The following is a 26,945-nucleotide window of genomic DNA, read 5'->3' on the forward strand; positions in this document are numbered from 1 at the left end:
GGTCACCTCTGGATGGATTTGAAGAACAGGCTGGATTTGCGGTAACTTGTCACATCGTTGCCGCCGGTTGCCCTTAGGCGTACTCGAAGATCCTGCCCCTCGAAAGCATGGATCTCCGAATTGGAAACCACCCGCCATTCAGGATCGAGATCGTCAAATTCCCGCTCGATCACGAACAAATGATTCCAACCGACCCAGCTCCCATTAACTTTAACGTCAATCGAAATTTCCGCTCCGGGACCAACGGCGCCGTAACGACGCCTTAGATCCACAGACACTGAAATGATCCACACATCGTCCATCGTGACGGGGCGACCCAGTGTGTATAGCTGGATCACGTCTTCGTTCTCGTAGTCGGCACCAGCATCCGTCAGCACCACGCCATCGCTCACTGCGTTCTGTCGGAGACTTCCGCGAACGATCAGGTCGTTGAATTCCGCATCGCCGCCCTTCCGAATACGCCACCCTTGGTTCCCCGCCACGAAGTCGTCGGAACGTAGGTCGCCACCGAACAGCGCAAGGCCCTTCGCTGCGAAAGAGTCGGTGTCCATCCGGTCGGCCTGCATCGTCCCGGCAGCGACATGCCGGGAGAGGATGCTGTCGTTGATCAGCGTCCCGCCGTCGATGAAGGTCGACCCGCCCGGCGTATACTCGGCCCATTCGCTGGCTTGGGCGTGCGACCGGCTGAGCATCGGCTTATGAACGAACAGGTAAGAGTTGGACCCTGAGTTCGTAGCCCTCTTGCGGATATGCAGGGTCGCGTATGCCGCATTCGCGGGAGCGCCCCAACGAACGCCGCGTCTTGGCCATTCGTCCGGGTTGGTCGGACTATAACTACCCGCCCCCACAGTGACCGAATTCGAGTACCCGATGGTGTCTCCGGCATCGTTCTTCCACTGGATGCGCAGTTCCACTTCACACCTGTGAATGGATAGTTGCGCAGACATTTCGAGTACATCGCCTTGCTTTACCGGCGTCCCGTAACCGGCGTCGCCGTTTTCGTTGTACGCCGGTCTCCAAACAAGATCAGCGTATCCAGTGGTGTCGCCACTGCTCTGTTCAAGCACAAGGGTCGGATACCCGGCCCCTGCGTAAGTCGCTCCGGGGCTTCGCCGTTTCAGCGAGGTATCTGCCCCGGCTGCGCCAGACTTATAAATTTCGTAGTCTCTCGTCCCAGCCCAGAACTCTGTGTTGGTCAGAAGGTTGCCCCCGAGACCGACCGCCAGCTTGCGTGTGGTAAGCGTCCCATCGGCGACGATCTGGTCTGCGTCGAGCTGGATGGCCGAACCACCGGACCCATCCGGGTCCGCGTAGCTCGTTTGACGGATTTCCGAGACGTAGCTGTTGCCGTTGCTTCTGGCGGTGACCGCCAAGCCTGCGGAAGCGCGGGCTTTACCGTCGAGCGTGGCGATGGCCCCGGTATGCTGCTCCACGGTGGCCGCCGTATCGAGATACTCGATCTCGTCGGGCGAAGCCGGACGGATCTGGAAGTAGTGCAGTTTGATGTGCTTTCGGTCTACTCCTCCAACAAAGCCAGACCACTGTACCATGAACCACGCTTCGTGAGAGGTGAAGTTGCCGGGAAACCCGGTAGGGCGCGTGAACACCTTGGAGGCATAGGTGGGTACGCCTGCTTTGAGGTAGCCCGTGATCATGTCAGACAGCGGAAATTGCCGCCGGCTCTCCCCGTCGGCATGGTTCCAGTCGATCAGAACTCCCGCGCCACCAAGACCATTACCACCTACATAGGTGAAGACCACCTCCACGACGTATGCTGACTCGTTCTTCGGTCCCTTCCAGCCGTTATTATTTGACATGCGAACACCGGCGTTAAGGCTAGTATCGCTGTAGTTGTAGTTCAGCGTCTTGCCGGTAGCGAACACCTCGTTGTCGCCGGGGGTGTAGCTCGGCCCCTCACCAAAGTCCTGCCACATGGAGCCAGCTTCGCCGTAGGTGTCGAAGTAGGCGTCCTCCAAGCATCCGACGCCCTGTCCGGTGATCTGAGCAGCGGTCTTCTGGTAGTTACTCGCGGCCACCGCGCTGTCGGAGGCAGCGTCCCGGCTGATCGCTGACTGCCCAGCGTAGTTGCCCGCAAGGCCAGCCTGCGTGCTGGCGGTCTGGGCACTGCTGCTCGCTGCCTGTGCACTGGACGCGGCTTGGTTCTTGCTGGTGCTTGCGTTCGACGCGCTGACGCTAGCAGCTTGGGCGCTGCTTGCTGCATTATCCCTGCTCGTTGCCGCCTGCGAGGCGTAGCTACTGGCGCTGTTGGCAGACCCTGCTGCATTGCTGGCGCTAGTGGCGGCCTGTCCTGCGCTTGTCGATGCCTCCCCTGCCTTCGTGCTGGCCGTGTTCTTGCTGCTGTTGGCCGCGCTGGCAGACTGAGCCGCTCCGCTCTCAGACGTGGCGGCGCTTCTGGCGCTCTCAGATGCGGCCTCAGCAGCAACTTGCGCTTCCTTCTCGGCAGTCACGTCCTCGATGCGCAGCTCGACGATTTCCACGCCACCGTTTGTCTGAGGGTAGGCACCATTCCAATAGGCGAAGCCCATCATCCACGGGGTGAGGCCGTTTAGATCCGTAATCTCGTGAACGAAAGTCTCAAAAGTATCCGCAGCGCTGAACACGCAGTTCATCGTCCAAGTGCCGCCCGTAGTGTGCGTGTAGTCCGCGTCAATCCGCCGGAACTGTAGCTTGAGCGGGGCCTCCGCCTGCTGGTTTCCCAGCGCTCCGGTATGCCTCGCACGGCAGGTCATGCGGAAGGTTCGGCCCGGCCCGTTGCGCAGGTATCCCTTCGGACCGCAATGCCAGTTGCTTGTGACGCTGTGGTAGTTGAACGCGGCGCGACCTTCCGGCGTGTCCCGGAAGGTGGTCGGGTCGCCATCTCCGAGGTCGGTTTTATTGTCAGGGTTACCGCTGAGGGCGTGAGTCCAGAACTTGCCATCCTGCTCGAAATGCGACGGCTGCGCGTTCTCGCGCACGGTCTTCGCCGTCACGCTCTCCGAAGTCGCAGCAGCGTTGGCGGAGCCTTCCGCGCTGCTTTCGGACGCCGCCGCCGCTTGTGCGCTGGTGCTAGCCTCACCAGCCTTGGTACTGGCCGTGTTGGCGCTATTGCTGGCTGCGCTGGCCTTCTGCGTGGCAGTGGTGGCGCTCGAAGCGGCGGCGCTTGCCGAGGACGACGCAGCCCCCGCGCTCTCGCCTGCATCGTTGGCAGCGCTCGTCGCGGTCTCGGCTGCGGACACGGCAGTCGAGGAAGCCCCTTCGGCGTCGTTCTTCGCGGCCACTGCCTCGTTGCGACTTACTCCGGCTTCACCAGCACTGGTGGCGGCGTTCGTCTCACTGGTCTGAGCCGCAGTGGCGGATTCTCCGGCGTCCGAAGCACTGGCGGCTGCCGATGCAGCGCTGGTAGCCGCCGCTCGGCTCTCGGTGATGTCAGTCACCTCCATGGACAGGAAGTGCAGTACCCCAGAAGTGACGCCCGCTTGGTTGGCGCGAAGCTGCGGGCGGAAGAACGCCGTGTCCTCATGGACCTCAATCGCAGCCCCCGAGCCAGCAAGACCCAATGTGGTGGTCCAGACGGTCACCACGCCTTCATCAGAGATTTCGGCGGCGCCAGACCCGTCTTGCAGGTTCTGGTTCAGCGAAGTTTGATCCGCGTCCCAGCTATACAGCCCGAGGATGAACCTCATCGGGCCGTCGATGACGATGACCTTGGCCTCGATCTGGTAGATGTGGCCGGGGGTGAACGTGAAGGGCACCCGCACGGCGATGGCAACATTGCCCGGCCCCATGACCCCGTAGCCCGTGGCCGGGTCAGTGTTGGGCCAATCTGCGCGGGCCTCCCAGCCGTAGCCCGTCGTGGCCTCGATGTAGAACTCAGGCGCGTAAGGAACCGGCTGCATTTCCTGCGCCACGCTCACCGCGACGCCCGCAGCCTCGATCGCTCCCACCTCTGCGGTCTCTGCTGCCGCCTTGGCGTCCTCGGCAAGCTGCCGGGCGGTGTCCGAGTTTGCCGCGTGCGTGGCCGCGTTGTCGCGGGCGGACTGCGACTCGTCGCGCGCCGTCTGAGCGTCCTGCGCCGCCTGCGTGGCGACGTTGTAGTCGACCGTGAGCCCTTCGATTGCGGTGTTCAACTCTTGCTGGACAGTGCCTGCCTTCTGGTCAGCCGCCGCCGCGTCTTGCAGGGCCTGATTGGCGGCGTCCGTGGCCCCATCGAGCTGATCCGTGATCCCCGGGTCGAGATCGACGCGGGAGATCCGCAGATCCTCCGTGGTCACATCGAGCCAGTCGCCCCAGCTCCGCAGATCGGCGGCGCCCGAGACGAAGCTCGCGTGGACCTGGTATGCGGTCGCAGGCAGAACCCCGTCCGAGATCAGCACCTGACCCTCGGAGGCCGCGGCGAACAGGCTGCGCTGAACCACCACGCCGGTCGCGGCAACTCGCAGCTCCCACGTCACGCGCAACGTCCGGTTGGCGGGCATGGTCCAGTTCAGCGAGATCGCCGGACGACGCCCGTTGCCGGCGGCGTCGGGCACACTCGCGGCGGTGGCCGTGGCCGAGATCTGCGGCGGCGCCGGCGGCGCCGTGCTCGCGGTGACCGCATTGGGCGCCGCCACCCATCCGCGCGTCTTCCCTTCGGGATCGACCGAACGCACCTCGACCACGTAGGCCTCGCCGACATCGAGCGCCCGCGTCGTGAGGTTGTATTCGCCGGCGGAAACCGTTTCTCCATAGCTCCAAGCGGAGAGGTCCTCGGCATCGCGCCAACGGAGCTGCAGCGTCACGCCCTCGAGGTCGGTGGCGCTGGCGAACGGCGCGAGCTGCACTGCGATCCGGGGCCGCGCTGACAGGTCGGGCGCGATGATCTGCGTGAGGCTGTTTGAGTAGGCCGAAATGATCACAGGAAGCGGCGGCATACCTGCGGTCGCCGGATCGCGCGGCTCTGTGATCACCGGCGAATAGGTCGGGATCTCGCCACTGTCGGCCCCCAGAATGCCCGGCACCGCATCGACCAGTTGCAACTCCGCGCTTTCGTCCGCCTTTGGCCGAACGCTGGTCACGATCAGATCGACGCTTTCCTGCGTGAGCTCTTCAACGACCACCAGATCGCCAAGCGCCATGTCGCTCGCCGCCACGTTCACAGCCGGCGACCAAGTTCTTGCGTGCGGGTCCACCGGAGACAGCGCGGTGAAGGTCTGATTGCCGCCGACGTTCCGCACCAGCATTCGGAACGTGTCCTGGTCGAAGTCCAAGACATCATCGAGCATGATGCTCGCAACGTACCCGCTGCCGTCCTCCGTGATCGCCTTGATGCGCGCTTGCCCTACCCCGACCTTCGGCACGTCATGCACGAAGCGCACCTTGTCGCCACGCGTGACCCGCAGGTGCTCCCAGCCGACCTGCAGCGTGTAGGTGGCAGGCCGGTTCAGCGCCGCCGCAAGGTGGTAGCGCCCGAGCCGATAGACGTTGCCCTCGTCTTGATCGTCAGCAGTGACCACGACGCCGGGAAGCTCCAGCGTTTCCAGTTCGGTCGCGGTCTGCTTGGTGAAGCCATCGGCAAGAACGAAGATCTCATCTTCCTGCCACTCCAGACGCTCGGAGCGCGCCTTCACGCGGAAGCCGTGGATTTCACGCGGGAACCGATGCTCCGCCCGGAAGCCCCAACTGTTGCGCGGCGTGAAGACCTGCCGCACCGGGCCGGCGGCGTTGTCCCGGATGATCGACCACTTGAGGTCGGTCAACGTGCGCTTCGCACGCCCCGAGGCGGCGATGATGTCGAGCACCTCGCCAAGCTGCGTGGCGGTATCGACCACGTAGTCGCACGTCCAATGCGGCTCTTCGACGGCCCACGCGCGGAAGGCTTCAAGATCGATTCGCTCGTCGCGCACCGGGCGGCGCAGATGCTTCCCGCGGATTGCCTGCAGGAACGCCCATGCCGGGTGCCGAACGGGCTGCGGGTCCGACCACGCGCTGCCATCCCAAACCGGCGCGAGCTGTTGCACGATGGCGTTGAGGCTGTCGATCTGCCCGTTGAGCTGATCGCTGGCCTTGATGCGAAACGCGACCTCGGCAATGCCGTCATGGCTCGGCAGATCGCGGTCGCTGAACGAGCGAATGGCGGTGAGCGTGGCTGAGTTGTAATCCCCTGGCGCATCATCGATGCCGTTCGTTCGGGTGATCCTGATGGCGTACTCATCCGGGGCCGGGAACGCGATTTCCTTGGTCACCCGATACAGGCTGAAAAACTTGCCCGACCACTCGGTTTCCCCAAGGCTCACCCAGTCCGCCTCGTTGATGCCGCCCTGAGTGCTCTGATATTCGAACACGAACCGCGCCCGGTGGCTGCTCCGATCTCCGTCGAAGGTGCTGTTGTAGAGGCCCTGAGGGAACGTCAGGTCAACCGCAGCCGATACCGTATCCAGCCGGGTGTACTTGATGACCGGCTCGCTCTCTTGCGGCACATCGTTATAGGCATCCTCGGTCACATCATCTGCGTAGAGACGCATCTTCTCAGCGCCATAGCGCCAGCCGGCGGTCGGAGCCTGATAGGTCGCCGAGGCCTTGGTGACCGTAAAGCCTTCGCGCCCCTCGAAAAGGGTCGTAAGGCCAAAGCTCGGGTCGGGCTCATCAGAAACGGTCTTGCCGGTGATCCGAACGCGCCAGCGGCGCGCCACGCCATCGGAGAACGGCCCGGCTTCGAATACCTGCTCGGTACTGATCCCGGTATAGGTCTCGACCTCGACCCAGCTCTCGCTCCCCACCTCGGCAACCTCGACCACTGCGTCGAAGGTGGTGCCGGCCAAGAGCGCGGTCGGCTCGATCGTGATGGCGACGGTTTTTGCCGCCTCCGCGGGCTGAAAGACAAACTCCTCTCCCTCGGCGGCGAGCAACCTCTTTACCGATCGGCTCTCCTCTGTGCGCGGCTTCACCAGCTCTGCGAGCTGCGGCATATTCGCGAGTGTGAGCGCTTCATCGACGTTGAGGAACTCGAGCTCGACGCCATCATATTCCCAGATCGGCGTATTACCGATGCGCAGATCTTCGAGCGCAACCGGCCCCCATCCGAACGTCATGCGGCCGCGATAGTAGATATCCCGCCCCACCGTCTCCGAAAAGCCGGCGGCGGTCATCGGCGGGAACATGCGCTGGCGCCCGATCACGTAGGGGAACACGCCATAGCGGTTCGCCGCATTGGCCACCCCTGTGATGGCGTAGTTCTGCGGGCCCGTGCCGCCGCCACCCTGCTGCGCCGGCGGAATGAGCGCGTTGATCGCGAGCGCGCCGACAACCGTGATGGCGGCATAGGTCAGCGCATAGCCGACCGTCCCGGCCGCAAAGAGCGCGCCAGCACCAGCCGCCGCTGCGGTCGGCAGGAAAGCCGAAGCTGCCGCAGCGACGATCGCGCCACCCTCTTGCGCCGGAAACGCGATCTCGACCCGCGTTCCTTCCTTCGGGCGTATGTTCCGCCAGAGAGTGATCGGGACAGGCCACACCTCGGCACCCCTGATCAGCACCACGTAGGGCAGCCCATAGCGCGCGGTGTCGATGTCCATCAGTCGCACGATCTCGGAGACCGTCGTGCCCGCGCGCACAGCGCTATGGACCACCTCACGGCATAGCGGGTGCGTCTCGGCAGCGACTTCGATAGCGCGCGCGTCGATCACGTCATCAAGCAAAGCGATAGATTCCTTCGAGCTTCCCGCGCCAGCCGGCGCCGTTCCACCGCTCTATGCGGCTGCAATGCTCGGCATCGTCGAGCGTGTGGATCATGTCGGTAGTGTTGAGCGCGTAGCCCAGGTGCAGCGGGCGCCCCGCCATCATGAACAGGAGGGCATCGCCTTCCTCCGCGACCTCCACCCTGCGAAAGCGCGGGCGAAGCTCGTCGACGGCGCCACGCTGCAGCGCCTCTGTCATCGTGCAGGCGGGGTCAGGGATCACCACGCCGCGCCGGGCGAGATGCAGGGCGATGAAGAGGCCTAGGCAGTCAAAAGCGGTCGGCCCCCGCCCCCGCACCGCGTAAGGCAGGCCAACCCAAGCATCGGTCCACATTTGATTTTCCGGATTTAGGAGGGTCCGGCGGAGGCTGGACTCCAACCCCCGCCGGTGCTCACCATCGCGTCACCACAACAATCGATGGAGAATCTCTTGCCACTTCCGAACTATGTTGATCCCGACAAACCCATGAAGGTCATCCGCAAACCCGATGGAATTCCAAATGCCTACCGAGGAAGCCTGCCACCCGAAAATATGGCGCTGAGCGCTGGCCTGATAATCGCAAATCAAGTTCTAATTGGCTATCTCGACCAGGTCGTCGAAGACCCAGACTGGCGAATTCAGGCATACAAAGAGATATGCGAGCATGCACTCAGACACAGTCATGAGGGCACTGGAAGTGAACCAGAAGTACAGCTTCATAAGGCGATGGAGATTATTTCCAGCCTGCTTAGCCTGCGTCAGGTGTCAGACTAAGAGATCACGTCTAGGCCTGAGAGCCGCGAACTGGCATTGACCCGTCTTCGGGTCGATGCACCATCCAGCCCCCGAAGTGGAATCGAAAAGGTTGGAATGCAGCTTACGACTCTCGGGCGAAGAATGCGCCATTTCTCCCGCCAAGAAGAGTCCGCGCGCTGCGAGGGCGCGAAGTTTCTTCAACATCTTTATTCCTCCAGTGGTCAGAACAGCGCCGGCGTCGTGCCGGGCGTCATTTCCAGATAGCCGAACTGCTCTTGCAGGATCGGCTCGATTGTCATCACGCCACTGATGGTCAGGGCGTCATATTCGATGCCGGTGATCTCGACCTCGAACGGCCCGACCTCGACAACATCGGGATGCGAGGTCAGCACGTAGACCACGCGCCCGAGTACCTCGCCCGTGATGGCGCGGAACTGGCCAATAATCTCGCGCGAGACGTTCGATGCGGACCACTTGAGCACGGGGAACCCCTTGTCGCGATCATCCGGCAGGCTGATCTCGAACGGGAACGGCAGGTATTCCTCGCCAGCGTGGATCAGGGCCGCATCGTCCCGCACCAGAAGGACGGGCTCGGACCAGTTCGCGTGGGTCAGCTTCACCAGCGGCACCAACACCGCGCTGCTCTCGCCGGCGTAGAGCTCGGCCAGAAGTCGGCTTGTAATCTGCCTCATGGAAGGATCTCCAATTCTGCGGTGATGAAGTAATACGGCCAGATGCGTTGGACGTTGTAGCTACCGACGAACCGGAAATCCCGGATCGCACCGTCGAACGGATCAGCCGCCGTGAAGTTGAGCGCGCCTTGCCCCAAGACGCTTGCGAAGAAGGTCTCGAACTCCGCTAGCTGATCGCCAGTGAGCGCCTGAATTGTGCCGGCCCGGCGCCGCACAGTCCCGCTGGTGCGTCTGCGCACTTGATCCGGACCGATGTCCATCTGGGACCTGATCACGGCCCCCTGCGGGCCGGTGCGGGATTCCTCGGCGCTCTCGAAGAACGGCAAGCTGGAGGGCCATGCGGGCATATCTTTAACTCCTCGGGCGACCCTTCAGGCCGAAAGAGCGGCTCATGGCGCCGTCAGCCCCGCCGCTTTCGATGAACTCTTCGAACTTGCGCTCCATCATCACCTCGATGTCGATGCCGCCAGATCTACGACGCGTCGTCGCTGTGGCTCCCGGCGGAGTCTTGATGTTCACTTGAATATCGGGACCGCCACCGCCGCCGATCTGATGGTTCGGCACCACGACCCCGGAGGAGGTCGGGACCATGATCTCCGGCCCTTTCTCGCCAACGAGATACGCGCTGTTGGCGTTCACCGGGCCACCCATGGCGCGCTTGCCGAAAAGCCCGCCGATCACGGTGCCGATGAAGCTGTCATCAACCCCCTCCGTCGAAAGCCCGAGCGCGTTCAAGATCGCCAACTGCGCCTGTACCTTGGCGAACTCGATGACGGCATTCTGCGCCCAATCGCTGATTGAGGTGCTGTTGTCGAAAAGCGCGTCCGTGAAGCCCGCGATGCCGTCCTGCATGGTTTGCAGCCGGTCGGTGCTGCCGTCGAGGTCGTCCATGGCCTTCCGGTGCGCCTCATCGACCATGACCAGCCCTTCGGCGTAGTCCGCCGCTGTGATCTTGCCAGCCTTCAGCGCGTCGTTGAGGATCTTCAAGTTGTCCGAGTATTCGGCGTTGGCGTCCTTCAGCGGGTCAAGGCTGCGCGTCAGGCGCTCGTAGGCGTCTGCGATCTGCTTTGCCTCGCGCTCGGCATCGCTGATGCCTCCACGGCCTCCACGGCCCCCTGGGCGGCCCGTGCGGCCCTTGCGCGGTGGCTTCCATCCCTCTGCCTGCGGCGGAAGGAGACCCTCGGGGCCTTGGATGCTCACGTCGTGGAGGTCGAGACCGCCGCCGGCTGGCATCTTCGTCACCGGAAGGGGCAGGCCCTCCAATGGCTTGGCGTCCAAGTATGCCTGCCACGCTGCTGCCGAGTTCGCCATGTTGTCTGCGAGGCGAGCGGCCTCGTCTGCTGCGCCGGCTAGCGTCACAGCCATTTCGGACGCGGCCAAGCCATTGGCAGCATCCCACGCCCGCATGATCTCGTCCGCGAGCTCGCCGGCAATACCCTTGGAGGCGAGTGTTTCGTCGTAAGCGTCCCTCTCCGCAAGCAGGCGCGCGTGTGCAGCCTCGGCACTGTCCTCTCCGAATATTGCGATGGTCTTGCGAAGATCTGCGTCCTGTTGAAGGCCCGCAATGATCGCGTCACCCTCTTCCCGGATCAGGCGGTTGGCGTCGGCGGTTGCTTCGGCGGCAGCGCCCATCAATTCCAAGCGCTGGATGTTCTCGTTCAACTGCCGCCAGAACGCCTTCTGCTCGCCGGTCATCTCCTGCGAGATGTCAACTTGCGACCGGAAGACATCTCGCACTTGCAGCGCCATTTCGTACATGCCCTCCATGTCGGTTGCGGTGTTCATGCCCCGCACCAGATCCATGAAGGCCCGAACCTCTGCCCGGTTCTCTTTCCAGATCCCGACATGGCCTTGAAGGACCGTCTCGATATTCAGCAAGTCACCGACCACACCAATATCGGTCCCCATCATCGCCTTGCGCCAGATGCTCGCCTCGGTATTTGCGTCCGCGAGGTCTTGCGACAGGTTCTTGATGGCGTCGAACGCCTCGATCCGGGACATTTCCAGAAGGATTTGAGCCGTCTCAGATGTGGTCATGAGCGACTTCTCAAGCCCCTTGAACACATCCCCGGCGGCGGTCTCGCGCAGGGCCGCAAGGTAGCCTTCGAGAGCCTCGATATCCTTCGCCAGGTCGTCCGCAGACCGCCTCGCCCCTGCGGCGTTCATCGCCCACTGACCAAGTGCAGCGCCGCCCGCAATGATGCCGACGGTTGCTAGCGACACGGGGTTGATCATAGCCGCAAAGCCCGCGCCGACGGCGCGCAGCGCGCCCACACCGCCGCCCATCTGGTTCAAGACCTGCGAGACCTGCGCACCTTGCTGCAACGCAAGTTGGATGGGGCTTTGGCCGGCGGCCATCATGACCGCAATATCGTTCCACTGCGCCGCAAGGTTGGCCGTGTGCGCGGACGAGGATTGCACGGCCTTGTCGTAGTTTCGCAGGGGTGCAGAGAGGGAGTTGAAGGACTTCTTACTGCTACCACCGAGGCCGACCACTTGCTTTTCCGTGGTCGCCGCCTGATCGCCGAGGCGATTGAGGTCTTGCGTTGCCTTGACAACCCCACGGCTGTCCGCAGCAATACCGAGACGTGCAATATCTGTCATTCTAACCTCGGAACCTGTTCATGCTTCTCTTGAAGATTTCATACGCCATTGCGTTTTTGGCGTCGGCGCTCAGCGTCATTTTTGCGGTGGATGAGGGGGAGCCGATCTTCTTCAGCGCCGCCATTGCGGCATTCATCGCCGGTTCGGTGATTGCTGGTCTTGACCGGATCATCACGCTTCTGACCCCAACCAAGGAGACGGTGGACGCAGCGCCCGTAGAGCCGCCCTCGCAGCCCACCCCAGCGCCGGTGTCTCGCGCGCCCGCTCCCGATGCCGATGACTTGGATAAGAGGATAGCCGCCGCGAAATCTCGACAGACCGCTTAGCGTCAAGCCTCGGCCTGTGACATCGGGTGCATCGCAAACGGGTCTTCCCCGAAGCTCGTACCCTCAAGGTAAGACGCCGACATGTCCCGGATCAGGTTCCGCTCAGTCTCGTCCGCCCACGGCGCTGCGAGGGCAATTTCGGAGTATGGGACCGGTGATAGCCCCATACCGCTGGAATGCGCCGGTCCTACCCGCATGAAGAGCGCGAGATAGTCAGACGCGGCGGGGTCAACCGCGGGCAACCTGCCTTTCCCGCCGCTCTTCTGCATCCGGTTACGTTCCCATCCCTTGGGTTTCGAGTGCAGGTAGCCGAGGCACCGCGCCCAGAGGGTCAGCTGTCCTCGGCACTCGAGAAAAAAGAGGCCCGGTCTCCCGCGAAGGCTTCGATCTGCTCGATGATCCAGATGAAGCCGGGCTTCGCCATCAGAGCGCTCAGCTTCTCGACGGTGCTGGTTTCGCCCGATCCGCCGCGAAGGCCGGTGAGCGCAGTCTGGGCACGAACGAGAGGAAGGCGTTCGAGGATCGCGACAGCCGCCTCCCTGTCTTTGGCACGGCTGGCGCGGCGGCGAAGATCCCGCTCGGCGGTCTCCACTTCCTCGCTGTCGTAGCCAAGCACAGTCGGGAAAACGCCGATCCCTTCCCCGGTGCCCGGGTGCTTGAGTTCGAATTCGGCGCCCTCAGAGACAGCGGCGCGGAGGTCAAGTTTCGTCAGGTCCATGGTCTGCTCCTTACGCCGGCTCGGTTGCTTCGACAGCGGGCACGTTCTGGCGGAAACCCACGGCAAAGCCGCGATAGCTGGTGGTGTTGCCCTGGTTGCGCTGGTGGCTGTGCGCGATGCCCTGCGAGTAGGCCACCGGGTCGCCGGTCGTGAGCTCGTTGTCCGTGCCGGTGCCGTAGCCGATCTTGACGGCGATCTTGCCGGGGTAGCTCTGCGCTGCGGCGATGATGGCAGCCTGCCCGGCATCGTTCGGCACGTCGCGGAACTGCGCTTGGCTGTCCATCCCGGTGCCTGCGCCTTTGACAGCGGTGGTGAAGCCCGTGGTTAGGTCGGGAACGTCGATCATCGCGTCCGTCTTGCCGAGTTGCGGCTCTTGGATCAGGCCGTTGACCTGCATCCACGTAAGAGCCTCGTAGCCTGCCGCGTCGTTGGTCTCGGGCAGCGTGGTACTGATGAACAGCGTTGCGCCGATATGGGATTCGGTCATGGTCTTTCTCCTTGGGGTCAGAAGACGAAGGTGGCCCGGATGATGACCGGGATTGAGATAACGCCGTCGGAGACCGGCAGCGGGGGGCGCACGTCGGGAGCGCGGTCGATCTTCACGCCGTCGAACTTCGCGCCCGGCGGGAAGCGGGCCACGAGAGCGCCGACAAGCTGGTCGCTCTCGATGAAATACTGTCCTTCCGGCCAAGCCTTGGTCTCTACGCGGACGACGATCTCAGGGAAGGCGCGGGTCTTTCCGGTCAGGTCCGCCGGGGTCTGCGCACCGCCTGCGGCTTGGATCACGTAGCGCGGCAAGCCCTTTCCGGGGCCGTTGGGCAGCGTGACGTTGGGCGGGTCGGTCATCGTGACCACCCGACGGATGAGGGCCGCGTGGCCCGTTGTGACGCTCATGATCAGTCCTCGAAGAGCTTGGCGTTCATCTGAACGATGGTGTCCCACTGCTGAATAGCCGTGGTGACCCATAGACGCCCCGGAACCTGCGCCCCTGAGGTCGTCGTGAAGCCGTAGTGCAGAGGTCTTGCGTGGGCGGCTGTGAAGTAGATTTCCGCTACGCCGCCGAGTTCCAGCCCGGCCAAGGATGCCACGAAATCAGGCGGCGCCTTGTTTGCGCCCTGCCCCGTGATCGTGCCATCGACCGAAACCTCAACGCTGTTAATCAGTTCGCCACTGAGGACGGGAACGTAGCCGACCTGAAATGTCCCGCCGGTATCTTGGACGCTCGCCTGCCTGCGGGCCATCAGCTCCGAGATATCCTCGACAGAGCCTTTGAAGATGAACTCGGCGTCATGCTTGGTTTTCTCGGTCCAGTTCCGGATCTGTGCGGCGAACGTCTGTGTCATGGCTCACTCCACGCGGAAGGGACGGCTCCCGGAGGAACCGCCCTTTTCTTCTACTGACCTGTCAAACTTCAGGCTTCGCGCGCGACCCCGGGCATCAATCTCGCCAACCGGCTCAAGCCCTTCGCAGTCACGCGCACCTGCTCAGTGATCTTCTCAGAGCCGTCCGCTCGCAGGACGGTCGTGCTCTTGTGCTCAAGATAGCCCGTGTTGGTTTTGGACTGGTAGCCCAGCCACGCGTTGCCGCCGGGGCGCTTGTAGATCCAGCCGTTGGTGCTCAGCCAAGTGAACAGGTCTTTCGGCCTCACCCCGAGGTTCTTTGCCGCCTCGGTTACATTCAGCGATCCGTCAGCCTTCGTCAGGCGCTCGTCCGCCTCAACGTCCTCGCGCATGTCCTCGATCTGCGCTGCCTGTGCGCTCAGGGTCTGCTGAGCCTCGATCAGCGCCGCCGACATGAGTTGCGGGCCGGTGAGCATGGCTGGCGCGGGCTGTGCTGCCTCAAGTTCCTGCCAGCGATCCACAAGCTGCGCCGTGAACTCCGGCGACATCTGCGCAACCACAATGTAGGTGTCACGCTTTTCCAGCCGGCAGACAGATGTGGTGCGCTTGCGGCCCATCGCATCCGTATCTTGTTCGTCCCCCATTGGGGGTTGGACGATCACCCCGCGTGCGACCAGCCGCTCAATGGATTGCTTCACCTTGTCGTGGCGGCTTTCCAGAAGCTCCGCGATTTCGCGGCTGCTCATGGTCAGCGCCTGTGCCGCGCCGAAGATTTCCGGGACGCCGGCGGAGGTCGGGTTCACGTTCGGTTGCTCCATCACACGAGCCTCCCCTTGAGCGCTTCGACCGCAAGCTCAAGCGCCTCGCGGTGGCCGTATTGGAAGTCTGCGCCCGTGCTATCCGCGAGCATCCATTCCAACTGCGCCAGCGCGCCGTCCGCGCTGCGGGCCTCGGTCGAGGTGATCTTGCGTTCGAGCGCGTCAGCCTCATTCCAGAGGATCTGCCCGTGCTCGGTCTCTTCGCCGGTCGCGTCGTGGCCCTCGTCCATCCAGCGCGATTTGAGTTCGGACCACTGGTTCAGCCAGTCTCGGATGGGATCGGGGTGCGGTGTTTCGGTGATCGGCATCTGGTAAGCCAGCGCCGGGGTTGCGGTTGCCGCAAGCGCGGCGGATGCGGACTTGAAAAAGCCGCGGCGATCAAGCATATTCATGCCTAGATCCTTTCCGTAGTGGGTTAGGTTTCATCAAAGGCCGTTGGGATGCCAGTCCCAGCGGCCTTTACTTTTGTGCGACAATTTCTTGCGCCGTCATCTTCTCCCGCAGTGCCAGAACAACCTCTTGAGACTGCGACCGAAGGTTATTTTTAGCCTGTTCCGCCAGCCACGCTTTGACGTCAGCCGGAAGGTTTAGCTTGAACTGTTTTTTCTCCATCTCTCCATCCACTGTACATATTATGTCCAATAGGTACATTTATTGTCCGCATTGCGTCAAGGACAAAATAGGGACATTTACTGTGCATGGCACACGATGAGCGCGTTCAGTACAAATTCATGATCCCCGCCTCTCTTAAGAAGCGGATCGAAGATGCTGCACATGACAACCGCCGTAGTCTCTCGGCCGAGATCGTGACCGCACTAGAAGAGAAATACCCAGCGCCATTCGAACCAGATGAAGACCTGATGCTAGCATGCGCTGCTGCGATCACATTCGCACCAGAACGCGTAGGCGAGCAATTTCGAGACGACTACAAAGACCTCACGAGATATATGCAAGAGGTTCATAGGATCGATGACCCTGAACGCTTCATCGCGTCTTACATGCATGACCTCGTGGCCTTCAGGGAAATGTCATTAGAGCGGCTTTTTGAGTGGTTACAAAAGGTCTTCCGGCCTTGGGCAGCTGCCAGACGCGCGCAACCCGAAGAGTTTCGATCCCCTTCCATCGGTCGGAAACCTCGGATTGTCGGCAATCCGGACTCCAACCATGTGATCCCCTGCCCGGCTGAACCTACTACTGAGGAACTTCAATCAGCCCGCAGGCTTCTTCGCGCTCACCCAGACCGCGAACTCGCACGGGAATTCCATTCTAAGCTAGCCAAAGCCATCGCCGAAAATCGCCCAAAAGCGGAGATCGTCGCGCAGATCCACGAGTGGCTTGGCGATGAAGATCCCGATCAGGAGTATGAGCCAGCCTAAGCGGCAACCCGCCACCACCTGCCCTAACACGACCGGACCCGTCCGAAGTCCTCACCCGCCATACCGCACTGACCTGCGTAATGCCTTAAGCAGTTGTGAAACAAGTTTCACATTTACCTTGAAACACACTCTTGCTAGCGTATATTGCTAGCATGAACCGAAAGCAGCAACGTACCCTCGCCAAGGTGTTCACCGATCCGGTTTCCGGCACGATTAACTGGGCAGACATCGAAAGCCTACTAATCGCAGCTGGCGCGGAAGCCATCGAGGGTAACGGGTCGCGTGTTCGGTTCGTGAAGGATGGGGTCGTTGGCAGTTTCCACCGTCCGCATCCAGAGAAAGAGGCAAAGCGCTACCAAGTCAGAGATGCGCGGAACTTCCTTTCGCAGATTGGAGTGGAACCATGAAGAACGTGATGAATTACAAAGGCTACAGTGCTCGTGTCGACTACGACGATGACGACGGCATTCTTGTTGGTCGCATCGCGGGCATTCAGGATGTGGTCGGCTTCCACGGCGACAGCGTTGAAGAACTTAAGGAAGCGTTTCACGAGGCGGTCGACGATTATCTCGCAACCTGCGAAGCCGTCGGCAAAGACCCTCAGAAGCCCTTCTCCGGGAAGGTTATGTTTCGAGTTGCACCCGAGGTGCATCGCAAAGCAGCTCTCGCAGCTGAGCTTTCTGGTAAGAGCCTGAACCAGTGGGCCGAAGAAGTGCTTTCGCACGCAACCGAAGGCTGCGCAGCCTAAGCCGCCAACCCTTCCCTCTCGCTCCGCCAAAGCAACACAGCCTTCCAGTCGATGCGGAACCGTGCCGAGCATCGGCAACTCACGGTCTCAGCTGCCGGCGCGTCCTCGTCGTGCGGCCAGCGCATCAGGGCGCCGGTGACGGGAGAGACGAAGAACGCCCCCCATTTGATCGTCTGGGCGTTTAGCGCCCGGTGGCTGTCACGTGTGCGTGGTCCCGGGGTGGCGTCCCAGATGATCGTGACGTGCTCGGCAAGGATTTCCCCGCGCTCAATCATCTGGACCACGCCTTCGGCGCGCCCGGCGTTCATGGCCCGGTTCCCTTCGGACCGGCTTATAGTCTTCGCCCTGGCACGCAGGAGGCGATCTGAGTAGCGCCCGGTGATGCGCTCGATGTCGGCGGCGCTCAGCGGCTGGCCCGCCTCGATCGCCTTGCGCACGGCGCTGTCGAACCGCTTGTCTCGCAGCGTGCGGGCGAAGTAGCGAACGTCCAGCGCCTCCAGCTCCCCACGGGCGCCTCGCACTGCCCGCGCCTGCCGGGAATGCAGGCCGATCAGCGCGCCGGTCTTCTGGTTGCCATCGGTGCGCCCGAGCAGCTCGCGCGTCACGCGACGGTAGGGCCGCGCTTGTTCGACTGCCTCAGTCAGCGCCTCCCGGATCAGCTTCTCGGTGTCGTCCGTGATCTCGGTGATCAGCGCCGCGCTGCGCCGGCGTGTCCACGTCTCGGCGTTCGGGTGCCGCCCGTCGAAGCGAATGATCAGCGGCCCCTGCGAGCCTGTCGAGACGCGCTTTGGGAGGTTGGACAATTGCCATACTCCCCCCTGGTAGAACGCCTCGGAAATGGCACGATCGAGCGGGGCGAAGGACTCGCTGCCCAGTTGGATGGCTGCGATCACCTGCTGCACGCCGCCGGCGATGTCGCCAGTCTCGATCGCGCGCTTGATCGCCTCATCGATGACACGGGCCTGCGCGGTGCTGCGGATGTCCTGAATGGCGCGCTCGAAGGCGTCGCGCAGCTGAGGCGCGACCTTGTCGAGCTCTGCAAGGAAGGCAGCGCGCGTATCGGCCATCAGTCCTCACCCTTTCGTGCCTGGCATTCCCAATACAAGACCACGCCCCCTGGCTGGATCGCATCCACGTTCTCGATGCTGAAGGTCTTGCCCGCGACGGTCAAGCTGTCGCCATTGCGCGGATCGGTCTCCGCATCGGGGGCGATCATCGCCTTGACGTCCCGAGCGGTGATCTGGGTGCCCTCTCGGTCCCGAGAGCTGTACTGGTCCAGCAGCACGGTACAGGAGTAGCTGGTCGCGCCGCCCGGCGTCGGCGGATAGGTCGTCTCGTCGGCGCCGGTGACGCGCGTGATGGCACCCACCAGAGGCGCCCCTCCGCCCGTCTCCGCCCCAGCCTCCGCGATAGCTGCCGCGACCTCGGCGGCGATATCCGCCCCGCTCACAGACCCGGGCTCCGGCCGATGCTCATCAGGAACGCCGGTGTCTTCCCACGCTCGAGCATGTAGGGATAGAACATCGCCTCGATCGTGGTGCTGATCGGGGTGGCGGCCTCGGCCCCGCTCGCGTCTCCGCGCACAGTCCACTGGATGCTGCCGACCTTCGTCAGCACCTTCTGCTGGTCGGCAGTGTAGGTCTTCGAAAAGAAGCCCGGGTTGGCCAGTTCCAGCTTCGCCGCCTCGTAGGTGGCCTCGTCGACGACCTGCTCGGGCGCCGAGGAGGTAAGCCGGTTGAGGTAGAAGCGCGCGACGTAGTCGACCCCACGCATCAACGCCGCAGCGCTGGTCGCATCATCCGCGACCGTGTCGCCCCGCGCTCCGGCGTAGGCCATCCATCCCTCAACCGTCGCCGTCATCAGCCGCGATCCGCCTTCACGGCGTCAGCGATTCCCGGCCAGAGCTGGTCGCGCTCGGCGGCCGAGAACTTGGCGACGCCCTCATCGAGCAGGGCATTGATCTCGCGCACGTCCGGGACGCCCTCAGCGCTGAAATGCTCGTCGTCCAGCACCTTCGCGGCCTCGGCCAGCAGCGCCTGACGCTCCTGCGCGGAATCCTGCACGGCACCGGTGGCTGGGTTGGTCACCGCGACGCGCTCGGTCAGTACGCGGCCCTTGTTCAGCAGGAAGCCGGGCACCTTCTCGCCCTCGAACTCGACGACATCGCCGACCTTGCGGCCCTCGACGCCCTTCTTGGTGATCTCGAACTTGGTCTTCATGAGGAGACTCCATTGCATGACCTCTGGCAATGAGCCGAGCGAACCCGGCCCATCACAGAGGTCACGACGAGTGCGCGATACCGCAGTTGCCCTCGGCGTCGGTTTTGATCTCGAGCGCCTGCGCCGCCATGACGACGAAGTTGTAGTCGTCCTCGGGGTTGGCGCGGAACTGCTGGCGGGTGGCCATGGGCATGGCGTTCAGCACCTGCACGACGCGGCGGTCCTTGACGACGGCGAAGATGGTGTCGGCGGGCACGTCCGAGGCCGGAATGACCTCGCGGACGCCACCGTTCTCGAGCACACGCTGCGCGATGGTCTTGTTCGGGTAGGCCGCCGAGAAGTCGGTCTGGGTGGCGTAGAACCAGTCGTCCCAGTTGACGTAGAGCGTGGCCGGCACCCGGTAGTTGTCGCCGTGCAGCAGCTTCAGGGTGGCGTTTACGTCGCCCAGCCACTCGGGACCGGTGCAGGCCGAGAGGTCGTTGATGGTCGAGCGGGTGTTGCGGTTCGGGTGATTGCCCAGACCATACAGCTGATCGCCGCCGACGATGATCTGGCTGTTGCCGTTGATCGCCATGCCCTCGAGCATCTTCGCCACCTTGAACATGGAGTTCCGGCGGGCGGCTCCGTCGAGCTGGAAGCCCTCCGACTGGGCCGCGGCCATCTGACGCCAGCCGAAGCTGAAGGTGCTGTCCACGATCGGCAGCGGGGTGCCCTGGTAGGTGATCTGCGGCTGGTCGGTGCGGGCCTTGGAGCGGCCATCCATCGAGACATGCGCCTCTCCGGAATCGCTGATCTGCTGGAAGTAGTGGACCAGCTTGCCGATCGGCATAGGCATGCCCACCGAGCCCGCGAGGTCACCGAAGACGGCCAGCACCTCGCGCTGAACCTCGATGCCATCGCGGTCCCAGATGCCCCAGACGTCGCGCGGCAGGGCCGACGCGTTGCCGATGACACCGGCGGCGTTGCCCAGCATCTCTTCGAAGCTGGTATCCCGCCGGGCGGCGGCGGCGCGGTTGGCCGCGATCACGCGGCTCTGCTCATCCGTCGCGAGCGCCAGGCGGTCGGGGATATCCACGCCGCTCTCGGCGCCCATCGGGTGACGGGAGTTATAGACGAACATCTGTGCGTCCTCCTTATGCTGCGGCGATGTTGAAGGAGTTCGCGATGCGAACGTCGTTCAGCGTGCCGGCGGTGATTGCGCCCGCCACGCCCTCGAAGAACGCGACGACGCGCTCCCCGGCAGCGGCAGCGGTGAGGTAGCCGGACGCACCGATGGTGAGCGGAACACCCTTGGCGTAGGTCGCGGCTGCGAGACGGGTCTGGTAGATCTCGCCAGGGCGCGGGCGGTAGGCCACACCGGTGTCACCCGAGGCGTAGGCATCGCCGACGCCCTGGTCGTAGAAGCGGCGGTTGGAGAGGATCAGCAGATCCGCCTCGATGTCGACCGCCGTGGCGACGGTGAGGGCCGTGGCGCTCTCGGTCACGAGAATGCCCGGCAGGTATGCGCCGGCCACGGTCTTGTCGGAGACGGTCTCCGGCTCGTCCTTGATCGGGCCGCGGTAGATGACGTTCGCCATGGTTTAGGCCTCCTTCTGCTTGGCGGCGGCGTTCAGGCTGAACCCATCCCACTCGTCCTTGTCGCTGGAGCCGCCGAACGCGCCGTTGAGCGCGGCGGCCTTGCCAGCCGCGGCCTTGGGCGCCAGGGCGCGCAGGGTGTTCAGCGGGGTCGCCTTGGCGGTCTCCTCGTCGAGGATGTTTGCCTTGACCACCTTGGCCTCGAGTTCGGCCTTCTCGGCGTCCTCCTTGGCCTTGTTGGCGGCATCGAGCGACTCGACGTGGTCCTTCAGCGGCTTCACCGCCTCTCCCACCGCATTCGCGATGGTCTCACCGATCTTCGACAGGCCTTCCTCGATGGCGTTCACCTTCGCGGAAAGCTGCTCAAGCTGCTTCTCATCAGCCATGTCTGCTTCTCCTTGATTTGCAGAGGGTTCCCGCTCTGAGGCGCCCGGCAGGGCATCCATGATGGCGGATTTGATGCGCTCCCACGTGGAAGCGCGCTCGCGCCGCTCAAGCGCACTGAGCAGGTGCATCCCGGCCCAGTCGAGTTCCTGGTCGGCCATATCGATGGCCGAGTTGATAACCTCGAGCTCCTCCGGCTGGCCGGCGGAGTTGACGAACATGCCGACGCCCTGGCCTGGTGTGGCCGCGCCCTCCTCGTCCAGAAGGATCGCGTCATGGTCGAAGTCGATGTCGCGGGCGATGTGCTTGTAGGCGACGTCGCCGTTGGCGGCCTCGAGGTTGCACAGCAGGCCGGTCGAGGTGTGGATCGGCTCGCCCTTGTCGACCGCCTCCAGCACCGCCTTGCCGCGCTCGGACTGGTTCGCCGTCTGCACGTCGATCACCTTGTCGAGGAGCACCCGCCCGCCCTCGCGGCGCGCGTTCTCGTTCCAAGCGCCGATCCAGCCGATGTTGATGCCCTCGGGGTCGCGAGCGCTGACGAACTTGCCGTTGATCAGCGGGTGCCCGGCAGGCGCGGGCGTGCGATTCAGGCTGGCGAAGCTCTTCTCGATCTCGTCGGCCGGGTAGAGGATGTTGTTCATGACCACGTCGTCGGGCAGCGTGGCGCTCGGCACGATGATCACGTCGCGCCCGTTTCGCTTCTCGCGGCGGGCAGCCTTCGTATTGGCCAACGCGCGGACGTTGACCCGGACTCGTTTCGTCATTGGGAAGCTCCTATTCCTCGCCGTCGTCGGGCGGGTCCAAGTCCGCCTCGTCGTCATCGGGCAGAGCGTCGGCGTCGCTCAGGGGCTCCTTGCCGACGGTCTCGCGGATTTCGTCAGACGTAAACACGATCTCGCCTGCGCCCGTGCGGGAAGCCCGTTCGTTGATGCTGGCCATCTTGTCGGCCCGATCAATCTTCTCGCTGATGCTAGCCTCGGTCAGGTCCGCCCACCGCAGGTACCAGTCGCGCTCTGGCAAGATGCCGAAGCGCTCCAGTCGGTTCACGAATTCCATGATGGCCGGGATCACCCGGTCGGACCGGACGCCCATGCAGGTCTGCGCCCACTCGTCGGCGTCCTCGGTGCTGGCCCGCTCGCCGGTCTGCATGCCGGTGAGGATCTTCTTGGGCATCTCGATCGACGCGGCGAAGTTCTCTAGGGCGCCCGCCCGGAAATGCTCGGGAATGGGCAGGGTGATGGCCAGCGTGTCAGCCTTCATGCCCTGCAGCATCAGGCTCTGGTCGAAGCCCTTCTGCCAGTTCTCGGTCTGGGTGTTGAGCGCATCGGCGATCTCCGACGCGTCCACGCCCATGGCCTGAGCCATTTGCGAGAGCTGGGCATCCTTCTCGATCGAGAAGACCGGTGCCGACTTGGCGTTCTTCCAGAAGCCCTCGCCCCCGGCACCCGTGATCTTCTCCAGCGTGAGGAGGTCGTTGAACCCCGGCTCCAGCATCGAGCGGCCATGGACGGTGCCATCCTCGGACCAAACGATGACGCGGTCGGGGTTGACCTCGAAGGCGCGGTTGCGGCCCTGCGCGTCGTTGCCCACCTCGGCCTCGTTGAACGAGAACATGGTCGGCTGCCCGTAGGTGTCGGAGGTCTCGTCAGTGTCCCAGGTGGAGACCTTGAGCTGTCCCTCCCACGCGGGAATGATCTCAACCAACCCGTCGAGCCCGCCGCCGACACGATCAACCGGCTCGGCGAAGCGCTTATCGTCGGCCACCCGTAGGATCACCCCGGCGTAGCCGCCGACCATGCTGCGGCGGTCCGCCTCGGCGAGGCGCTGCCAGACCCGGAGGTCCGCGAAGCGCTGCCGGATTTCCCCCTCGAGAGTCGTTTCCTTGTGCGCTTCCTCGCGCTCCACCAGGAACGGGTGATCCTGCCAGACCTTGCGGGCCGTCTTCTTCACCGCGGCGCGCGCGAGGCCGTTCCGGCAGTACACCGCGTAGAGCAGGTCGAAGGTGACCTCGTTCGGCCACCCGAAGTCCCGATAGTGGTTGTGCTTGGCCTCTTTGAAGTAGCCCGGGAACATGGTCGACATGCGCCGGCTAGCGGCATTGGCGAGCAGCGCCAGCGCGTTCACGATGGCAGATCGGTCTTTCTGGTCTGTCATCGGTTGCCTTTCAGTTTCGCCCGGGCCGCGGAGCTCAGCAGCATCTGGACCGTCGGGGCCGATTGGATAGGCGCGAAGGCCATGACGAAGGCGTCGGCGTTGTTTGGTGAGGCGACGTCACGCTTCGCCAAGTCCTTCTTGCTCTCGACCTTCGAGCGCCCGGCGTTGTCCACGTCCTTGCGCGGCGTGGCCAGCTCGTTGATCAGCTGGTCGAGTTTTTCGCACTCGCTGCTGATCGCGATCAGGTCGGCGGCGTCGTACTGGTGGCCCTTCTCGACCGCGTTGAAGGTATTGCGGAGGCGGCGGGCTATGTCCCACCAGGCCTGCGCCTTCACGTTGGCGTAGAAGTCCTTGTTGGTCGGCGCGTTCGGGTCGGTGTCGTGCGGGTCGACCCGCGCCTCGGGGTTCAGCACCCCGCCCCCGGCGTTGAAGCCGCGGTAGGTGACCCGAACGGCGTGCTCCTCGTTCAGGGCGGCGAAGTGCGCGCCGGCGAAGGCGCCGACGCCGATGCTGTCGAAGTCGATGTCCGCGCCGGTTTCCCGCGCCAGCCGGTGGACGCGCCCGGCGGACTTGAGCAGCTCATCCTCGGCCGCCTTCCACTCGTCGCACTGGAGCGCGAGGAAGCCGTGAGCCATCACGGTGGCGCAGAGGTCGGCGCCGCTGTCCGCGATGTCGAAGCCCACGCGCTTGCGGCCGGCGGGCTCCAAGCCGAGCTTCTTGTGCGCGTCGATCGCGGCCATGAGCCACGACCGCTTGATAATCACCGCGTCGTCGTCCTGGCGCGGCTCGCCGTGGTAGATGTGCCGGTATTCTTCCTCGTCCTCAGCCCGCTTGCGCTCGATGACCTTGACGATGGTGTCGGAGAGGAAGGGGTTTTCTTCGTAGTTGATCAGGCGCTTGATGGTCGCGCCGACCACGCCCTTGATCTTGCCGCTGATGACCGCGCTCGGCGTGCCGGTGATGAACTTGCGGTAGACGAAGTCGGAGGCCAGCCGCGGGTTGAAGATGATCCAGAACTGAGAGCCCTCGCCTCGGAGGGTGGGCTCGAGGATTTCCCACTGCTCGGCGGTGAGGTTGTGCGCCTCCTCGATCCAGCAAATGTCTATGCTCTCCAGCGACTTGATTTCGTCGATGTGCCGCCAGAGGCCGTAGAACATGAACTCCGCGCCGGTCAGCTTGTGCCGGATGGAGTTCTCGGTGATGACGAACTGGTCCCGAAGGCCGAAGCGGTCGATCTGGATCTTGAGCAGCGTGTAGACCGACTCCGCGATCTTGTTCTGGAACTGCCGGGCGCAAAGCACGCGGATGCGGCACTGCGTCGCTAGAAAGACCGCGAACCCCGCCGCATCCCATGACTTCGAGCTGGACCGGCCCCCGTAGAGGACGCGCTCGCGGGCTGGTGTAAGCCAGAACTCCCTCAGGGCCGGGTTCAGCGTCGGCGGGCTACTCTCCCTTGCCACCGTAGAAATCCGACAGGGTGCGGACCTCGTGCTGTACCGGCCCGCCGCCCAAGCCCCCTACCTCGCGGCGGTTGGTGTAGCTGCCGCCGGTCTCCTTCGCCGCCTGCTCGAGCAGCGAGGACGCCAGGACCATGTTGCCCTGCGACTCCGCCTTCTCCGCCATCCGTTGGAGCGCCCGAAGCCGCACCGCGCGGTGGCTGATGGCGATCTCGCTCGTGTCCTCGAGAAAGGCGGCGCGGGTCGCGTCGAAGAGCTCGCGATGCTTCTTCGAGACGTTCTTGCCGGCGCGCTTCGTCGGGTCGTAGCTCTCGACCTTCTGGCGCGCGACATTGAGGCCGAACTCATCCTTGACCGACTTCGAGACCACCGAAGGGGTGTCGAAGCACGCTAGGGCCTGAACGATATAGGTTTTGACCTCTTCGGGGAGACGTTGTTGCGCCATGGGTTTCGTCTGGCCTCAGTCTTGCTACGCGGCCTTGAGGCAAACCCCGCAGAGTTGCGAAATGCGCGCCTCGCCGATCTCCGGCCCCGCCAGTGCAGCGTCGACCATCTCCTGGACTCCGGCGGTTGTCGCGCCGTAGCGGCGAACGACGCCGACGAACTCCTCGACGTCGTGCCCGCGCATAGTGAAGAATGGGCGGCCCGTCTGCTTGTTGAACTTGGGCGCCCCGAAGGCGTCCGTTGCCTGCGCGCAGTGGTAGAGCTCATGCTCGACCAGAGCGCAGCGCTGCGGGTCCGTGGCGCTGAGCCACCAGTCCGCCTGCAGCGTGACGATGAAATCCGGGATGGTACCGAACCACTCGGCCACCCGGAGCTCTGCCCGTGCGCGGCTCCACTTGCCCATGGACCCCTGCGGTGCGCCGGGCTCGGCCTGCCCTATTACCATCCGCCCCTTCTTGGTGTTCCCGACGTTGGTCCAGAGGAAACCCAGAGTGGCGGCGCGGAGGTGCGCGTGGTCCTCGTTCAGGAGGTCGGCGTCCTCGGCGATGAAGGTCTCGCGGGCCCATCTCCCCAAATCGGGTGTGGGTGCGAAGGCGTCGCACAGGGCATCCGCGACATCGGAGGGGGGCATAGGGATCATGACCGGATCACCTCGTCTGCCGCACATGGGGAAAGCTGCTGTGGCGGAGCCATTGAGCCCCGCCTGTTCCGGAATTCGCCGTCCGGTACGCCACCTGACCGCCGCCGGGCTGGTGCAAGCGCAATTCGGCAATAGGTGAAGACTACCAGATATAGCAGCAGGATCAATAGCTGGTAAGGATGATCCAGTAAGTCACATACGCCGTGCCGAAATAAGTCTTCGTAGCTTCCGCACTTGAGGTTCAGGCAGCCTGACCGCCAAATAGGACCGCATAACTCCTTAGCTAGGGACCGAGTCTTGGACGAGTTACAAATTCCAAATACGAACTGGCTGCAGCCTGATGGCGGTGTCAACCGTATCGATGTGCTTCATTCTCCCGCGGTGTCTATCCGATGCCCACATTGTTCGCACGTTGGGACTTTCGAGCCTGCATCGACAGGGCTTCAATGGACCAAAACGAGACCGGATCGCGGGCACTATGTTGAGGCATGCCTGCGAGTGTGCCCAAATCCCAAATGTTCCGGTGTCATTCTGACCTTGGCGGCGGGCGAGAACGTCCATCAGGTCTTACCTGCTGAACTTCTCGACTTTGATGGGACCGAGATCCCCGAAAACCTCCGGAGAACCTTGGAAGAAGCCATCTCATGTCACGCAGCGGGGGCATATCGTGCGTCAGCAATGATGGTTCGGCGCCTCTTGGAGGAGATCTGCGAAGACAGTCACGCGCATGGCAAAGACTTGCACCAACGCCTGACAGCTCTCCGTGAAAAAGTGACACTGCCAGAAGAGCTTTTCGAGGCGATGGGAGAGCTCAAAGCTCTAGGTAATGACGCAGCGCATATCACCGCGAAGACTTACGAAGTGATCGGCAAAGACGAGGCAGAGGATTCAATCGAACTGGCGAAAGAGATCCTCAAAGCGCGATATCAATTGAAAACGCTGCTTGCTCGCCTGAAGGCACGCAAGAGAGGCGCCGCTTAATCGCGGCGGCGCCACATCTTTTAG

Annotated in this window: 29 protein-coding genes; 6 read left to right on the forward strand and 23 right to left on the reverse strand. The window is 63.4% G+C overall.

Features of this window, described 5'->3' with window-relative positions:
- Positions 1-2: 2 nt before the first annotated feature.
- Together LCM15_RS22740 and LCM15_RS03000 are read right to left on the reverse strand one after the other, a co-directional pair.
- On the reverse strand, positions 3-7,670 hold the full coding sequence (locus tag LCM15_RS22740; protein ID WP_263619529.1) for a hypothetical protein: 7,668 nt from the start codon (positions 7,668-7,670) through the stop codon (positions 3-5).
- Complete coding sequence (locus LCM15_RS03000) at positions 7,663-8,043, reverse strand: NlpC/P60 family protein (protein WP_224852847.1); 381 nt, start codon at positions 8,041-8,043, stop codon at positions 7,663-7,665. The genes LCM15_RS22740 and LCM15_RS03000 overlap by 8 nt, the downstream gene beginning before the upstream one ends.
- Before the next feature lie 96 nt (positions 8,044-8,139).
- Between LCM15_RS03000 and LCM15_RS03005 the strand changes: the two genes are divergently transcribed.
- The gene (locus LCM15_RS03005; RefSeq protein WP_224852849.1) at positions 8,140-8,463 is read left to right on the forward strand and encodes a hypothetical protein; all 324 of its coding nucleotides are present in this window, start codon (positions 8,140-8,142) and stop codon (positions 8,461-8,463) included.
- A 203-nt stretch (positions 8,464-8,666) separates the two neighbouring features.
- Here the strand turns inward: LCM15_RS03005 and LCM15_RS03010 are convergent, their stop codons facing one another.
- From LCM15_RS03010 to LCM15_RS03020, 3 genes are read right to left on the reverse strand one after another with little or no spacing between them, the layout of a single operon-like run.
- Positions 8,667-9,137, reverse strand: a complete 471-nt coding sequence (locus LCM15_RS03010; RefSeq protein WP_224852850.1) for a DUF1833 family protein — start codon at positions 9,135-9,137, stop codon at positions 8,667-8,669.
- A complete protein-coding gene (locus LCM15_RS03015) occupies positions 9,134-9,484 on the reverse strand; it encodes a hypothetical protein (RefSeq protein ID WP_224852852.1) in 351 nt (116 codons plus the stop codon). Before LCM15_RS03015 ends, LCM15_RS03010 begins: the two co-directional genes overlap by 4 nt.
- Before the next feature lie 4 nt (positions 9,485-9,488).
- Entirely contained in the window at positions 9,489-11,741 is a 2,253-nt protein-coding gene (locus tag LCM15_RS03020; protein WP_224852854.1) for a phage tail length tape measure family protein, read from the reverse strand.
- A 20-nt stretch (positions 11,742-11,761) separates the two neighbouring features.
- Between LCM15_RS03020 and LCM15_RS03025 the strand changes: the two genes are divergently transcribed.
- On the forward strand, positions 11,762-12,067 hold the full coding sequence (locus LCM15_RS03025) for a hypothetical protein (protein WP_224852856.1): 306 nt from the start codon (positions 11,762-11,764) through the stop codon (positions 12,065-12,067).
- A gap of 331 nt (positions 12,068-12,398) precedes the next feature.
- Here LCM15_RS03025 and LCM15_RS03030 read toward each other — a convergent pair whose 3' ends face one another.
- The 7 genes from LCM15_RS03030 to LCM15_RS03060 form a co-directional block, all read right to left on the reverse strand.
- A complete protein-coding gene (locus LCM15_RS03030) occupies positions 12,399-12,785 on the reverse strand; it encodes a hypothetical protein (RefSeq protein ID WP_224852858.1) in 387 nt (128 codons plus the stop codon).
- A gap of 10 nt (positions 12,786-12,795) precedes the next feature.
- On the reverse strand, positions 12,796-13,272 hold the full coding sequence (locus LCM15_RS03035) for a hypothetical protein (protein ID WP_224852860.1): 477 nt from the start codon (positions 13,270-13,272) through the stop codon (positions 12,796-12,798).
- A gap of 17 nt (positions 13,273-13,289) precedes the next feature.
- The gene (locus LCM15_RS03040; RefSeq protein WP_224852861.1) at positions 13,290-13,679 is read right to left on the reverse strand and encodes a DUF4128 domain-containing protein; all 390 of its coding nucleotides are present in this window, start codon (positions 13,677-13,679) and stop codon (positions 13,290-13,292) included.
- Between the two features lie 2 nt (positions 13,680-13,681).
- On the reverse strand, positions 13,682-14,128 hold the full coding sequence (locus LCM15_RS03045; protein ID WP_224852863.1) for a hypothetical protein: 447 nt from the start codon (positions 14,126-14,128) through the stop codon (positions 13,682-13,684).
- A gap of 68 nt (positions 14,129-14,196) precedes the next feature.
- Complete coding sequence (locus LCM15_RS03050; protein ID WP_224852865.1) at positions 14,197-14,928, reverse strand: phage antirepressor KilAC domain-containing protein; 732 nt, start codon at positions 14,926-14,928, stop codon at positions 14,197-14,199.
- 14 nt (positions 14,929-14,942) lie between these two features.
- Positions 14,943-15,335, reverse strand: coding sequence for a hypothetical protein (locus LCM15_RS03055; protein WP_224852867.1), 393 nt, complete (start codon positions 15,333-15,335; stop codon positions 14,943-14,945).
- A gap of 67 nt (positions 15,336-15,402) precedes the next feature.
- The gene (locus LCM15_RS03060; protein WP_224852869.1) at positions 15,403-15,555 is read right to left on the reverse strand and encodes a DNA-binding protein; all 153 of its coding nucleotides are present in this window, start codon (positions 15,553-15,555) and stop codon (positions 15,403-15,405) included.
- Positions 15,556-15,641: 86 nt separating this feature from the next.
- Here LCM15_RS03060 and LCM15_RS03065 point away from each other — a divergent pair, with 86 nt between their 5' ends.
- The 3 genes from LCM15_RS03065 (at position 15,642) to LCM15_RS03075 (ending at position 17,067) form a co-directional block, all read left to right on the forward strand.
- On the forward strand, positions 15,642-16,319 hold the full coding sequence (locus LCM15_RS03065; protein ID WP_224852871.1) for a hypothetical protein: 678 nt from the start codon (positions 15,642-15,644) through the stop codon (positions 16,317-16,319).
- 152 nt (positions 16,320-16,471) lie between these two features.
- Positions 16,472-16,726, forward strand: a complete 255-nt coding sequence (locus LCM15_RS03070) for a type II toxin-antitoxin system HicA family toxin (protein ID WP_224852873.1) — start codon at positions 16,472-16,474, stop codon at positions 16,724-16,726.
- Positions 16,723-17,067 (forward strand): type II toxin-antitoxin system HicB family antitoxin, encoded by a 345-nt coding sequence (locus tag LCM15_RS03075; protein WP_224852875.1) that lies wholly within the window; start codon positions 16,723-16,725, stop codon positions 17,065-17,067. The genes LCM15_RS03070 and LCM15_RS03075 overlap by 4 nt, the downstream gene beginning before the upstream one ends.
- Here LCM15_RS03075 and LCM15_RS03080 read toward each other — a convergent pair.
- The 11 genes from LCM15_RS03080 to LCM15_RS03130 form a co-directional block, all read right to left on the reverse strand.
- Positions 17,064-18,134: a phage minor head protein gene (locus tag LCM15_RS03080; protein WP_224852877.1), complete on the reverse strand. Its 1,071-nt coding sequence runs from the start codon at positions 18,132-18,134 to the stop codon at positions 17,064-17,066. The two genes, LCM15_RS03075 and LCM15_RS03080, sit on opposite strands and share 4 nt — an antisense overlap.
- Positions 18,134-18,436, reverse strand: a complete 303-nt coding sequence (locus LCM15_RS03085; protein ID WP_224852878.1) for a hypothetical protein — start codon at positions 18,434-18,436, stop codon at positions 18,134-18,136. Before LCM15_RS03085 ends, LCM15_RS03080 begins: the two co-directional genes overlap by 1 nt.
- 77 nt (positions 18,437-18,513) lie before the next feature.
- Positions 18,514-18,927, reverse strand: coding sequence for a hypothetical protein (locus LCM15_RS03090; protein WP_224852880.1), 414 nt, complete (start codon positions 18,925-18,927; stop codon positions 18,514-18,516).
- A complete protein-coding gene (locus LCM15_RS03095; RefSeq protein ID WP_224852882.1) occupies positions 18,927-19,286 on the reverse strand; it encodes a hypothetical protein in 360 nt (119 codons plus the stop codon). Before LCM15_RS03095 ends, LCM15_RS03090 begins: the two co-directional genes overlap by 1 nt.
- Before the next feature lie 61 nt (positions 19,287-19,347).
- Positions 19,348-20,406, reverse strand: a complete 1,059-nt coding sequence (locus LCM15_RS03100; protein ID WP_224852884.1) for a major capsid protein — start codon at positions 20,404-20,406, stop codon at positions 19,348-19,350.
- A 13-nt stretch (positions 20,407-20,419) separates the two neighbouring features.
- Positions 20,420-20,863, reverse strand: coding sequence for a hypothetical protein (locus LCM15_RS03105; protein ID WP_224852886.1), 444 nt, complete (start codon positions 20,861-20,863; stop codon positions 20,420-20,422).
- A gap of 3 nt (positions 20,864-20,866) precedes the next feature.
- Positions 20,867-22,009, reverse strand: a complete 1,143-nt coding sequence (locus tag LCM15_RS03110) for a hypothetical protein (protein ID WP_224852888.1) — start codon at positions 22,007-22,009, stop codon at positions 20,867-20,869.
- Positions 22,010-22,019: 10 nt separating this feature from the next.
- Positions 22,020-23,399: an anti-CBASS protein Acb1 family protein gene (locus LCM15_RS03115; RefSeq protein WP_224852890.1), complete on the reverse strand. Its 1,380-nt coding sequence runs from the start codon at positions 23,397-23,399 to the stop codon at positions 22,020-22,022.
- Entirely contained in the window at positions 23,396-24,859 is a 1,464-nt protein-coding gene (locus LCM15_RS03120) for a PBSX family phage terminase large subunit (protein ID WP_224852892.1), read from the reverse strand. The genes LCM15_RS03115 and LCM15_RS03120 overlap by 4 nt, the downstream gene beginning before the upstream one ends.
- Positions 24,843-25,301: a DUF2280 domain-containing protein gene (locus LCM15_RS03125; RefSeq protein ID WP_224852894.1), complete on the reverse strand. Its 459-nt coding sequence runs from the start codon at positions 25,299-25,301 to the stop codon at positions 24,843-24,845. The genes LCM15_RS03120 and LCM15_RS03125 overlap by 17 nt, the downstream gene beginning before the upstream one ends.
- Positions 25,302-25,325: 24 nt before the next feature.
- Positions 25,326-25,940 (reverse strand): putative metallopeptidase, encoded by a 615-nt coding sequence (locus tag LCM15_RS03130; RefSeq protein WP_224852896.1) that lies wholly within the window; start codon positions 25,938-25,940, stop codon positions 25,326-25,328.
- A gap of 297 nt (positions 25,941-26,237) precedes the next feature.
- On the opposite strand from LCM15_RS03130, the gene LCM15_RS03135 reads away from it, so the two are divergent.
- On the forward strand, positions 26,238-26,921 hold the full coding sequence (locus LCM15_RS03135) for a DUF4145 domain-containing protein (protein ID WP_224852898.1): 684 nt from the start codon (positions 26,238-26,240) through the stop codon (positions 26,919-26,921).
- The last annotated feature ends 24 nt before the right edge of the window (positions 26,922-26,945 follow it).

The sequence above is a fragment of the Salipiger bermudensis genome (assembly GCF_020171625.1).
In the GTDB taxonomy this organism is placed as follows: Bacteria; Pseudomonadota; Alphaproteobacteria; order Rhodobacterales; family Rhodobacteraceae; genus Salipiger; species Salipiger bermudensis_B.